General features: G+C 63.5%; 10 protein-coding genes and 1 tRNA gene. 4 read left to right on the top strand and 7 right to left on the bottom strand.

The window, feature by feature from the left end; translation table 11 throughout:
- The first annotated feature begins 95 nt into the window (after positions 1–95).
- Together traA and IT549_RS11400 are read left to right on the top strand one after the other, a co-directional pair.
- Positions 96–2,981 (top strand): Ti-type conjugative transfer relaxase TraA, encoded by a 2,886-nt coding sequence (traA, locus tag IT549_RS11405; protein ID WP_292973244.1) that lies wholly within the window; start codon positions 96–98, stop codon positions 2,979–2,981.
- 10 nt (positions 2,982–2,991) lie between these two features.
- Positions 2,992–3,810, top strand: coding sequence for a DUF6118 family protein (locus IT549_RS11400; RefSeq protein WP_292973242.1), 819 nt, complete (start codon positions 2,992–2,994; stop codon positions 3,808–3,810).
- Positions 3,811–3,910: 100 nt separating this feature from the next.
- Here IT549_RS11400 and IT549_RS11395 read toward each other — a convergent pair.
- The 3 genes from IT549_RS11395 to IT549_RS11385 form a co-directional block, all read right to left on the bottom strand.
- Positions 3,911–3,987: transfer RNA gene (locus IT549_RS11395), tRNA-Met, on the bottom strand.
- A 64-nt stretch (positions 3,988–4,051) separates the two neighbouring features.
- Positions 4,052–4,624: a 2'-5' RNA ligase family protein gene (locus tag IT549_RS11390; protein WP_292973240.1), complete on the bottom strand. Its 573-nt coding sequence runs from the start codon at positions 4,622–4,624 to the stop codon at positions 4,052–4,054.
- A gap of 9 nt (positions 4,625–4,633) precedes the next feature.
- Positions 4,634–5,182, bottom strand: a complete 549-nt coding sequence (locus IT549_RS11385) for a peroxiredoxin (protein WP_292973238.1) — start codon at positions 5,180–5,182, stop codon at positions 4,634–4,636.
- Between the two features lie 156 nt (positions 5,183–5,338).
- Between IT549_RS11385 and IT549_RS11380 the strand changes: the two genes are divergently transcribed.
- Complete coding sequence (locus tag IT549_RS11380) at positions 5,339–7,309, top strand: alkyl sulfatase dimerization domain-containing protein (RefSeq protein WP_292973236.1); 1,971 nt, start codon at positions 5,339–5,341, stop codon at positions 7,307–7,309.
- A 3-nt stretch (positions 7,310–7,312) separates the two neighbouring features.
- Here IT549_RS11380 and mltG read toward each other — a convergent pair whose 3' ends face one another.
- The 3 genes from mltG to IT549_RS11365 all read right to left on the bottom strand — a co-directional run bounded on the left by mltG (position 7,313) and on the right by IT549_RS11365 (position 9,920).
- Positions 7,313–8,290, bottom strand: coding sequence for an endolytic transglycosylase MltG (mltG, locus tag IT549_RS11375; RefSeq protein WP_292973234.1), 978 nt, complete (start codon positions 8,288–8,290; stop codon positions 7,313–7,315).
- The gene (gene fabF / locus IT549_RS11370; RefSeq protein ID WP_292973232.1) at positions 8,290–9,552 is read right to left on the bottom strand and encodes a beta-ketoacyl-ACP synthase II; all 1,263 of its coding nucleotides are present in this window, start codon (positions 9,550–9,552) and stop codon (positions 8,290–8,292) included. Before fabF ends, mltG begins: the two co-directional genes overlap by 1 nt.
- Positions 9,553–9,683: 131 nt before the next feature.
- On the bottom strand, positions 9,684–9,920 hold the full coding sequence (locus IT549_RS11365; RefSeq protein WP_292973230.1) for an acyl carrier protein: 237 nt from the start codon (positions 9,918–9,920) through the stop codon (positions 9,684–9,686).
- Between the two features lie 162 nt (positions 9,921–10,082).
- Between IT549_RS11365 and IT549_RS11360 the strand changes: the two genes are divergently transcribed.
- On the top strand, positions 10,083–10,586 hold the full coding sequence (locus tag IT549_RS11360; RefSeq protein WP_292973228.1) for a DUF3617 family protein: 504 nt from the start codon (positions 10,083–10,085) through the stop codon (positions 10,584–10,586).
- Here the strand turns inward: IT549_RS11360 and IT549_RS11355 are convergent.
- Positions 10,583–11,509, bottom strand: a complete 927-nt coding sequence (locus tag IT549_RS11355) for a hypothetical protein (RefSeq protein ID WP_292973226.1) — start codon at positions 11,507–11,509, stop codon at positions 10,583–10,585. The genes IT549_RS11360 and IT549_RS11355 overlap by 4 nt on opposite strands.
- Positions 11,510–11,613 lie beyond the last annotated feature (104 nt).

Below are 11,613 nucleotides of genomic sequence, written 5' to 3'. Positions count from 1 at the left end.
CTGATACTGAATAGTCCCGAGCAGGATTTTATCATGGGAGGGCGCGCTTATACGTCGTGCCGACGTGCGCTTGGTGGCGTAAATGGATTGCCGTCATGGCGATCTTCCACCTCTCCGTCAAAGTCATCAGCCGGTCGAGCGGGCGCAGCGCCGTGGCCGCCGCTGCTTATCGCGGAGCTGAGCGGCTGCACGACGAACGGCTCGACCGCGACCATGATTTCACCAACAAGGACGGGGTCGTCCATTCCGAGGTACTGCTGCCGGAAGGCGCGCCGGAGGAATTTGCCGACCGCGAAAAGCTCTGGAATGCGGTCGAGGCGGCCGAGAAGCGGAAGGACGCACAGCTTGCCCGCGAGGTCGAATTCGCCATTCCGCGCGAGCTGACCAAGGAACAGGGCATTGAGCTGGCCCGCGAGTTTGCCGAGGCCGAGTTCGTCGAAAAGGGCATGATCGCTGATCTCAATGTCCATTGGGATATTGGCGCGGACGGCCAGCCCAAGCCCCATGCCCATGTCATGCTCACCATGCGCGAAGTCGGCAAAGACGGGTTCGGCGCGAAGGTGCGCGAGTGGAACAAGGCCGAGCTGGTCGAGCAGTGGCGTGAGCGCTGGGCCGATCATGTCAACGAGCGGCTGGCCGAACTCGATATCGATGCGCGGATCGATCACCGCAGCCTGGAGGCGCAGGGCATTGCACTGGAGCCGCAGGACAAGATTGGTCCCGCCGCCTCGCGCATGGGGGTGCGCGGGTTGGAGGCCGAACGGATCGAGGAACACCGCGCTGTCGCTCAGCGCAATGGCGAGAGGATCATCGCCAATACCACTGTCGCACTCGACGCGATCACGCACAGCCAAGCCACGTTCACGGGCCGTGACCTGGCGATGTTCGTGCACCGGCACAGCGACGGGAAAGAGCAGTTCGATCTGGTGATGAGCGCGGTACGCGGCTCGCCTGATATGATTGCGCTGGGCAAGGACGGACGCGGCGAGGACCGGTTCACCTCGCGCGCCATGATCGAAACCGAACAGCGGCTGCAACGCGCATCGGAATTGCTGGCGGAGGGCGAGCGGAATGGCGTCGATCAGAAAGGCCGGGAAGGAGCGCTGGCGCGCGCCGAGACACGCGGCCTGATCCTCTCCGGCGAGCAGCGCGCAGCATTCGAGCATGTGACCGATGGGCGCTGCCTCAGCGTTGTCGTCGGCTATGCCGGGACCGGCAAAAGCGCGATGCTGGGCGTGGCACGCGAGGCTTGGGAAATCGCTGGCTATACCGTTCGCGGTGCCGCCCTGTCCGGCATTGCCGCCGAAGGTCTGGAGCATGGTTCGGGCATTACTTCGCGCACCATCGCCAGCCTTGAACATCAGTGGGGCCAGGGCCGCGAATTGCTCACGTCGCGCGACGTGCTGGTCATCGATGAAGCAGGCATGGTCGGCACGCGCCAGATGGAGCGCGTGCTGTCCCATGCCGCCGATGCGGGCGCGAAAGTTGTCCTGGTTGGCGACCCGCAGCAACTCCAGGCCATCGAAGCCGGAGCAGCCTTCCGTGCGATCCACGAACGGCACGGTGGCGTTGAAATCAGCGAGGTGCGCCGCCAGCATGACGGCTGGCAGCAGGACGCTACCCGGCACCTCGCAACGGGGCGCACTGGCCTTGCCATTAAGGCTTATGACGAACGGGGCATGGTGCACGCCGCCGAGACGCGGGAAGCAGCGCGCAGCGACCTGATCGAACGCTGGGACCGTGACCGGCAGGCCAGCCCAGGCGATACGCGGATCATCCTGACCCACACCAATGACGAGGTGCGCGAACTCAATGACGCGGCACGCAGAAAGCTGCGCGCAAGTTGTGAGTTGGGCATGGACGTGTCGATCAAAGCAGATCGCGGCGAGCGCCAGTTCGCCAGCGGCGACCGCATCATGTTCCTGCGCAATGAGCGTGGGCTGGGCGTCAAGAACGGCACCTTGGGCACGGTCGAGCGGATCAGCGCGCAAAGCATGGCCGTGCGCACCGACGATGGCCGTAGCGTCGCATTTGACACCAAAAACTATGCCCACATCGATCATGGCTATGCCGCAACGATCCACAAGGCGCAGGGCATGACGGTGGACCGCACACATGTGCTCGCCACGCCGGGGATGGACAGCCACGGGGCCTATGTCGGCCTGTCACGCCACCGCGACGGCGTGGCCCTACATTATGGGCGCGACGACTTCGCCGATCAGTCGAAACTGGTCCGCACGCTGAGCCGGGAGCGCGGCAAGGACATGGCCAGCGACTACAAGCCCGAACGCCATTTCGCTGAGCGGCGCGGGATCACGTTCCGCGAGCGGATCGTGGAGATCGCCCGGCAATTGCCGGAACGAGCGAAGTCGATCTTCGCGGGCTTCCGTCCGCAGGCCAACCGGCTCGAAGCCCTGCCGACGGATCAGGCTGGCCCGACCGATCAGCGCCGGGCGGTCGAGCGCTATGCGCGTGCCGCCGCCGACATCGGGCAGATGCGAGAACAGGGATTGCCGGTCCTGCCACACCAGCGCGACGCGCTGGAGAAGGCCGGAAAGGCGCTCGACGCGATCCGGCCCCATGGTGCAGCCGACCTCGCCAGCGCCTTGCAGCGCCAGCCCTCGCTGGCCCGAGAGGCCGCCTATGGTCGCAGCCAGGGCGCAATCCGCGCCATGCAGCTTGAAGCCGAGATCCGCGTCGATCCCGCGCAGCGCGCCGACCGCTTTGTCAGCGACTGGCAGCGGCTCGGGCAAGCGCGCCAGGCCATGCAGCGCGATGGCGATACCAAGGGCGCGCAGAGGCTCACCAACCGCATGACGGACATGGCGAAGGGGCTGGAGCGCGACGCGCAGGTTGAATCCCTGCTGCGCAGCCGCACCCGCGAGCTTGGCATCAAGACAGAACTCGGTCGCGATCTGGCCCGCGACCTTGCCGCCTCCATCTCGATGGAGCGGAGCCGGTCAATTGGCATGGGCCTGTAGGAGAAACGCGATGGATACCGATACTGATGACGTGGAACTGACCCTGGACCTTGAGCCTGAACCCGACCCTGATCCGCCCACCCCGGATACCGCAGCCGATCCCGCCGCCGAGGCGTTTGCCCGCCTTGAAGGCGAACTGGCCCTCTTGCGCCGGGCGGTTCAGCACCTTGCCGCCGAGCGTGCCGACATTGTTATTCCCGACTATGGAGCGACCCTGACTGACATGACCAAGCGGATGAGCACGATAAGCGAGAGCTTGAAGAGCATGGCTGGTCATCCGGCGATGCAGATGACCCCTGGCAGCATCGGCAATCGGATTGCAGCCGCAGCCGAGGCAGCGCGGCGCAGCGATCAGGACAGGATCAGTCAGGCCCGGAGCGACTTGAATCACGCCGCTCAGGAAATGCGTAGCGTCTCAGCCCATGCGCGCACCGCCGCCGAGCAGCGGCAGCAGCTCTACCAGGTTGCAGGCGGAGCTTTGCTGGCGGGTATCCTGCTATGGTCCTTCCTTCCCGGCACCATTGCTCGCGCGATGCCGGAAAGCTGGCACTGGCCCGAGCGTATGGCGGCGCGGATAGTGGGCGCCCCCTCACGCTGGGATGCAGGCGCGCAGTTGATGCAAAGCGACAGCCCTGAGGCATGGAATGCTCTGGTGCAGGCCGCTGACATCCAGCGCGACAACCGAGATACCATTGACGCTTGCCGGAAGACCGCTGCACCCTCGCAGCAGCCGGTGCGATGCACCGTCAAGATTCGTCCGGACAGCCCGGAGAGGAAGACAGCAACAACGCTAGAAGGTGCCGCGCAACGATCCCAGCGAGGGGCATAACAGCCCATCCCGACTCGCACAAAATGTGGGAACAAATGTGGTTTCGATTTTCCGGAAAAGTCATTTTATCCTTTGAAAATAAAGCGATAAATGACTTGAATGGTAGCGGAGGAGGGACTCGAACCCCCGACACGCGGATTATGATTCCGCTGCTCTAACCAGCTGAGCTACTCCGCCATACCATGGCAGCGCCAGGCATCGCCCGGGCAGGCGGCGCACATAGGGTGCGCATCCGGCTTGGTCAAGCGTGCTCTTTACCTCTGAACTTCCAGGTGCCCACCGCATCCCAATGGGGGTTGCGATAAAGGTGCAGGCCAAGCCCGGTGAAGGCAAATTCGCGCGGTTTCAGCCGCGGGGCCAGCTCGCCCTGCAGCGCCAGCGCCTGATCGCGGGCAACCTTGTTCTGGATCGTGATGTGCAGCTTCTTGCCGCCCTGGTCCTGCCTGGTCAGCATCTGCCAGAAATGATCGGCGATCACCTCACGGATCGCCAGCATGCCGGGCGATCGCACTTCCAGGGCAGTCCCCTGGCCCAGGTCCATCAACCCATCGATCCGTGCGGGCGGCGCTGCAAATTCAGCCGCGATGCGCGCAAGAAACCGCGGCAGTTCATCGCGCAGCGACGGCGCGAAACTGTGAAACAGTGTGACGTGCGCCTTCAGCCAATTGCGCTCTGGCGGGAAGTGCGTGCTGCGCAGACCGTTAGACCAGCTGAACACGTCCTCCGGCAGTTCAGCGGTGACGATGAATGGCGCCGACGGGGACGGTGCGGGCGGCGGCCCGGAGGGGGGATCAGCTGTGACCACCACCCGCACCTAACCGAATTAAGCAGCCGCTGCCACCGGCTCGTCGGTCAAGGCCGCCAGCAGCTTTTCGGGCGCGGTCTCGCCATAGGGATCGGCATCGCTGCCGGTGTCATTGATGCCCGGTTCCTCGAACCAGTGGGTGATCGTGTTGTCTTCGACGATCATCGCATAGCGCCAGCTGCGCATGCCGAATCCCAGGTGATCCTTGTCGATCAGCATGCCCATCCGGCGCGTGAAATGGCCCGAACCATCGGGCAGAAGCTTGATCTTCTCGAGGCCCAGGTGCTTGCCCCACTGGTACATTACAAAGGCATCGTTGACCGACAGGCAATAGACTTCATCCACCCCGGCAGCCTTGAACACGCCGTATAGCCGTTCGAAATTCGGGCACTGTTCGTTGCTGCAGGTCGGTGTGAAAGCGCCGGGTAGCGAGAACACGACAACCTTCTTGCCGGCAAACTCCTCACGCAGGTTCAGGTCTTGCCAGCGGAACGGATTGGGTCCGCCCAGGCTGTCATCGCGAACGCGGGTCTTCAGGGTAACGTCGGGAATGGAACGTCCAAGCATTGTGCATCTCCTTTGCTTGAGGTGGCAGATAGTGCGTGCGCTCTGATCGACAAAACCGGCAAATCTGGAAACTATGATCGAATTTTGAGATTAATCGTGCGCTTGAAATCCTTGGACAGGCAACGCAAGCTGCCTATGGAAGAGGAGACCACCCCAATGCCCCGTACCCACCTGCCGCTGGCCAGTTTCGCCCTGTTGCTCTGCTCGAGCGCGCTTTCGGCTGGAGCACCTGCGCCCGATCTGGCTTCAAAGCCCGCCAGCCCGGCCACTGCGGCTGCGCAAAAAGCGGCGGCAGCGGCCCTGCCTGCCGATGATGGGCGCGATGCCGATTTCAGCCAGCGCGGTTTCGTTGCCTCGCGAACCGATCCCATTATCCGCAATGCCCAGGGCAAGCCGGTCTGGAACCTGGCGGCGTACGATTTCGTCACCGGCCCGTCCCCGGCTTCGGTCAATCCGTCGCTCTGGCGTGAAATGACCCATTTGCGCCGCCACGGGCTGTTCAAGGTCAGCGACGGGATCTGGCAGGTTCGCGGGTTTGACATTTCGAACATGACGCTGATCAAGGGCGCGACCGGATGGATCGTGGTCGATCCCTTGACCGACCGCGAAACCGCTGCCGCAGCGCTTGAACTGGCCAACCAGCAACTTGGCGCGCGGCCGGTGGTGGCGGTGATCTACAGCCACAGCCACGGTGATCATTACGGCGGGGTGCGCGGCGTAGTCAGCGAGGCTGATGTGAAGTCGGGCAAGGTTGCGATCCTGGCGCCCGAGCATTTCATGGCCGAAACTGCATCGGAAAGCGTCATGGCCGGTGCGGCGATGGGACGGCGGGCGACCTACCAGTTTGGCACCACACTCACGCCTGGCCCACAGGGACAGATGGGATCGGGGATCGGGCCGGGCCTGGCAGGCGGCGAAGTGACCCTGATCGCACCGACCGACACGATCAGCAAGACCGGTGAAACCCGTACGATCGACGGCGTGGCGCTGGAATTTCAGATCGTTTCGGGCAGCGAGGCACCCAGCGAGCTCAACGTCTATATTGCCCCACAGAAGGCCTTCCTTTCGTCCGAAATGTCGACTTGTTCGCTGCACAACATCCTGACCCCGCGCGGCGCCAAGGTGCGCAATTCTCATGCCTGGGCCGGTTTTCTTGACGAAGCCCTGCGGCTTTATGGCAATCGCAGCGACGTGGTGCTGTCCAGCCACTGTTGGCCGCGCTTTGGCCAGAACGAGGTTACGGGCATGTTGGCCAGCCAGCGCGATAACTATCGCTACCTGCATGACCAGACGGTACGGCGGATGAACCAGGGCGAGACCCAGGCCGAGATCGCCGAGCAGGTGGTGCAGCCGCCCGAACTGGCCAAAGACTGGTTCAACCGCGGCTATTACGGCACCTATAGCCACAACTCGAAGGCGGTCTATCAGTGGTACCTGGGCTGGTACGATGGCAACCCGGCCAATCTTCACCCCTGGCCGCCGCAGGAACGCGCCAAGAAATACGTCGCGGCGATGGGCGGTGCCGGTAAGGTGCTGGCCCTGGCGCGCAAAGCCATGGCGGCGGGCGATTATCGCTGGTCGTCAGACCTGCTGAACCAGTTGATCTTTGCCGATCCCACCAACCAGCAGGCCCGCGCGCTCTTGGCCGACAGCTATGAACAGCAGGGCTATCAGGCTGAAAGCGGGATCTGGCGCAACCAGTTCCTCTCCGCTGCCAAGGACCTGCGCCAGGGTTACCAGGCCCAGCCGATCCAGGCGCAGGGTATGGACATGATCTCTGCCGTGCCGACGCAATTGCTGCTCGATACAATGGCGACCCGTTATGATCCGGCCAAGCTGGCTGGCAATCCGCTCGCGATCAACGTGGTGTTCACTGACAGCAAGGAGACTGCGGGAATCGACGCCGGCAAGTCCGTCCTGATCGCCCGGGTCGGCCAGCCTTCAGCCAACCCGCAAGCAACGATCACCGGCCCGCGCCAGCTGATCCTGGGCCTGCTTTTCGCAAAGATTCCGCTCGGCCGGCTGCAGATGGTCGGACTGAAGATCGATGGCGATGTCGCTGCGGTCCGGTCCCTTCAGGACGCACTCGACCCGATCCCGCCAGGGTTCAACATTGCCGAACCCTGAGGGCTAGAAGTCGCCGCGTTCCTTGCGGATCGTGAACCACTTTTCGACGTTGGCGTTGTGTTCGGCCAGCGTGTTTGCAAACGCGTGCCCGCCGGTCCCGTCCGCGACCATGTAGAGCGCCTGGGTTTCAGCCGGATGCAGCACCGCCTCTATCGCGGCGCGGCCCGGGTTGGTGATCGGCCCCTTGGGCAGCCCGGTCATCGAATAGGTGTTGTAGTCGTTGACCGCGTTGATCTCTGACTGCCGGATCCGCCGCCCCAGCGGCTTGCCCTTGGTGATCGGGTAAATGATCGTCGGATCGGCTTGCAGCAGCATGCCGGTGCGCACGCGGTTCGAATAGAGCCCGGCAACCATCGGCCGTTCGCTGGCCTTGCCGGTTTCCTTCTCGACGATCGAAGCCAGCACGATCGCCTCACCCGGTGTCTTGACCACGGTGTTGGCCCCACGCTTTTCCCACAGTTCGGCCAGGGTCCGCTGCATCGCAGCCTGCATTCGCAGCAGCACCGCCTGGCGGCTCTCGCCCTTCTCGATCTCATAGGTATCGGGCAGCAGCGATCCTTCGACGGGAACTTCGATTGAGCCGGTAAGATCGGGATTCGCCATCAGTTTTTCATAGACCATGATCGAAGGCATGCCTTCGGGCACGGTCACGAATCGGCGCAGGATCTGGTCGCTGGCGACGATCGACAGCACTTGCGACATGCTGGCATGGCCCGGCAGTTTGAACTCGCCCGCCTTGATCGTGCGGCCAACGCCAAAGATACGCGCCCGCAGCTTGAACGCCGTCGCCGAGGAGATCACCCCTTCCTTCTCAAGCTTGGCAGCCACCGCGCCCAGGCTGGCGCCATCGGGCACCACGAAGGCGCTTTCCTTGGCCAGCGGCCCGCTCCAGTACCAGCCGATTCCCAGCCAGCCCAGCGCACCCAGGAACAGGACCGCCGCCGCGATCAGCGGCATACAGCCCCGGCGTGAGCCCAACATCAGTCTTCGACCGCCTTGACCACCACGCTGGCGTTGGTGCCGCCAAAGCCGAAGCTGTTGTTGAGCGCGGCGCGAACCCGGCGCTTCTTGGCCACCTTGGGCACCAGATCGACGCCTTCGGTGCCTTCGTCCGGATTATCGAGGTTGAGCGTGGGCGGCACCACCTGGTCGCGGATCGCCAGGATGCAGAAGATTGTCTCAACCGCGCCGGCACCGCCCAGCAGGTGGCCGATCGCCGACTTGGTGCTGCTCATCGAAGCGCCGCCCAGGTCGTCACCCAGCACGCGCTTCACGGCTCCGAGTTCGATCGTATCAGCCATGGTCGAAGTGCCGTGCGCGTTGACATAGTCGATGTCGCCCGGGCCCATTCCGGCCTTCTTCAGCGCCATCCGCATCGACAATTCGGCACCCTTGCCTTCCGGGTGCGGGGCGGTGACGTGATAGGCATCGCCCGACAGGCCATAACCAACCACTTCGGCATAAATCTTGGCACCGCGGGCCTTGGCGTGCTCGTATTCCTCGAGCACCACCACCCCGGCGCCCTCACCCATCACGAAGCCATCGCGGTCCTTGTCATAGGGGCGGCTGGCCTGTTCGGGACGATCGTTGAAGCTGCAGTTGAGCGCACGGGCCTGGGCAAAACCGGCGACCCCCAGCGGATTGACGGTGCTTTCCGCCCCTCCCGCCAGCATCACATCGGCATCGCCATCACGGATCATCCGCGCGGCATCGCCAATCGAGTGTGCACCGGTCGAACAGGCGGTCACCACCGCATGATTCGGGCCCATCAGCCCGTACTTGATCGAAACCTGGCCCGAGATCAGGTTGATCAGCCGGCCGTGAACAAAGTGCGGCGAAACGCGGCTCGGGCCCTTTTCGTGCAGGACGATCGATTCGCTCTCGATCCCCGGCAAACCGCCGATTCCCGAACCGATCGAGCAGCCGGTACGCAGCTTGAGATCGTCGTCCATGTCGACCAGTCCGGCATCCTCGAGCGCCTGCCCGGCAGCATCGATGCCATAGACGATGAACGGATCGACCTGGCGCTGGACCTTGTGATCGACCCGCTTCATCGGATCAAATCCCCACGGGTGATCCGGTGCCTTGACCTCGCAAGCGATGGTGCATTTGTGCTCGGCGGTATCGAAGCGGGTGATCTGCCCCGCCCCGCTCTTGCCGGCGATCAGGTTTGCCCAGGTGGTCTCCACATCGGCCCCCAGCGGGGTGACAAGGCCAAGACCGGTAACGACGACGCGACGCATGCGATTCTCCGAAGTCAAAAAGGCAACAGGCCCAGCCCGTTAGGGGCTGAGCCTGTCAAAGACCATGAGCCCCGTCAAATCGCATCTTGCGACGCTGCGACGAGAATCATCGGTCTATCGGCCAAAGGCGATCAGCCCTTGTGGTCGTTGATATACTTGATGGCATCCGAAACGGTGCTGATCTTTTCGGCAGCATCGTCAGGGATTTCGACCCCGAATTCTTCTTCGAAAGCCATCACCAGCTCAACGATGTCGAGCGAGTCAGCGCCCAGATCGTCAATGAAGCTGGCATCTTCGGTAACCTTGTCAGCCTCGACGCCGAGGTGTTCGACGACGATCTTCTTAACGCGGTCGGCGGTGTCGCTCATGGATATGTCCCTTCGTGAACGGCGGATTAAAAGCTCGGCCCATGCCCCTAGAGAACGGCGCGGACGAAGGCAAGGGGGTGCACCAATTGCACACACCGGCAATTGCCCGTTAAGGTACACAGCACTAGCACACCGCTATCACTTCAAAGGGAAACCAACCCAATGCCCGCATACCCCAAGCTACTGGCCGCGCTGACCGTCGCCGGAATTGCCCTGATCCCCGTGTCCGCGACCGCCCAGCAGAGCAAGGAAGCCGCCAAGCGCGACGTCACTGCCTGGGGTCAGTCGATCTCGCAGGCGTTCGGGCCCGGTTACTGGGAAGGCGAAATGAAGGAATACGACGCCGCCGGGAATGTCGTGAAAACCGAAAACAATCCGGACTGCATCAAGGAAGGCGAAAGCAGTAAGCTGGGCACTTCGCTGGGCGAAATGTTCAACATGATCGTGGACATGGCAGACTGCACCACCACCTCGGGTGGCCCGGGCTCGCTCAATCTCAAGCTTGAATGCCTGGCACCCGGCAACAAGCGCATGACCTTCAATTCGTTCGGCACCTATGGCACCGATCAGGTGAACTGGGGCATCGATTTCAAGGCCGAAGGCGAAGGTGCCCCCGAATCGCGATCGATGAAGGTCGTCGCCCGCCGGGTGAAGAACACCTGCTAAGCTGCGGTGTGCGCCTGGATCTGGCGGCGGGCGCGTTCGCGCGCGGCGATCCGGTCCAGGCGCCCCAGCGCCTTGTCGTTGCGCGGATCGATTGCCAGCACCTGTCGATAGTGCCCCTGCGCGGCGGCATCATCTCCGGCCGATTCAGCACATAGCCCCAGGTTGAACAGACTGGGCAGATGCGCCGGGTTGGCCTGGGCCAGGCTGCCCCAATCCGCACAGGCGCCGGGAGCATCACGGTCCTTGACCTTGCGCACCGCCGCCTTGAAACGATCGCTGTCGGACTTGTTCAGCCCCTTGCGGCTTTCATCGACCCGCACATCGTCACGCAGCGCGCGCGGCACGAAATCGCCGACAATGCGGCGCGCGACCCGATCGGCCAGTTCGCGCACGATCGCGCCGCGCTGGCGCGGGGCAGTGGTCGAATCATCGCACCAGCTATCGGTCAGGCTTTCCATGCTGTTGTCGGACCACAGCAGCGTGCCATCGGGGCCGAGCAGACGCATGCGCGGCAGCAGCTCGATCGTCCGGCGCTTACAGCGGGCCTGGTACTTCTCCTTGGCCGGAGTGCATTTGCCGTCGCCGTCCTTGATGCAGCGTTCGTGCTCTTCGGTGTAGTTCTGGACCCGCTCCTCGATCGCCGAGGTGCCGCGCAATACCGCCTGGACCGACCCATCCGGGCCATAGGGCACCACGCGCAGCCACGGCTCGCCCTGCAAGACAGCGCCGCGCAGCGCATCCTCGATCCTGAAGCTGAGGTCCGGCCCACTTTCGCCGCCGAATTGCTCCACCGCCAGCACCCGCACGGCTGCAGCGGCATCACTGTCGGCCGGATAAATCCCGCTGACCCGCAAGGTCTCGGCCATGGCCGGAGCGGACAGCGCACATAGCGCAGCGAAAGCAAGGCAGCGGATCGGCTTCATGACACCCCCCAGGAACAGGCGGCGCCACAATTCACCAATGCCCTGCCCCGGTCAACGGGGCCAATTTGGTTACGAAGACTCAGCGCAAGGTTGACCTTCCATGA

The organism is Novosphingobium sp., assembly GCF_020852455.1.
Taxonomy (GTDB): Bacteria; Pseudomonadota; Alphaproteobacteria; order Sphingomonadales; family Sphingomonadaceae; genus Novosphingobium.
Note: the sequence above shows the minus strand (reverse complement) of the source record. Positions and strands in the feature narration are given on the sequence as shown.

Bases quoted from the DNA above. Each gene is read 5' to 3' on its own strand.
- traA (WP_292973244.1), top strand. From the start codon at position 96: ATGGCGATCTTCCACCTCTCCGTCAAAGTCATCAGCCGGTCGAGCGGG.
- IT549_RS11400 (WP_292973242.1), top strand. From the start codon at position 2,992: ATGGATACCGATACTGATGACGTGGAACTGACCCTGGACCTTGAGCCT.
- IT549_RS11385 (WP_292973238.1), bottom strand. From the start codon at position 5,182: ATGCTTGGACGTTCCATTCCCGACGTTACCCTGAAGACCCGCGTTCGC.
- IT549_RS11380 (WP_292973236.1), top strand. From the start codon at position 5,339: ATGCCCCGTACCCACCTGCCGCTGGCCAGTTTCGCCCTGTTGCTCTGC.
- mltG (WP_292973234.1), bottom strand. From the start codon at position 8,290: ATGTTGGGCTCACGCCGGGGCTGTATGCCGCTGATCGCGGCGGCGGTC.
- fabF (WP_292973232.1), bottom strand. From the start codon at position 9,552: ATGCGTCGCGTCGTCGTTACCGGTCTTGGCCTTGTCACCCCGCTGGGG.
- IT549_RS11365 (WP_292973230.1), bottom strand. From the start codon at position 9,920: ATGAGCGACACCGCCGACCGCGTTAAGAAGATCGTCGTCGAACACCTC.
- IT549_RS11360 (WP_292973228.1), top strand. From the start codon at position 10,083: ATGCCCGCATACCCCAAGCTACTGGCCGCGCTGACCGTCGCCGGAATT.
- IT549_RS11355 (WP_292973226.1), bottom strand. From the start codon at position 11,509: ATGAAGCCGATCCGCTGCCTTGCTTTCGCTGCGCTATGTGCGCTGTCC.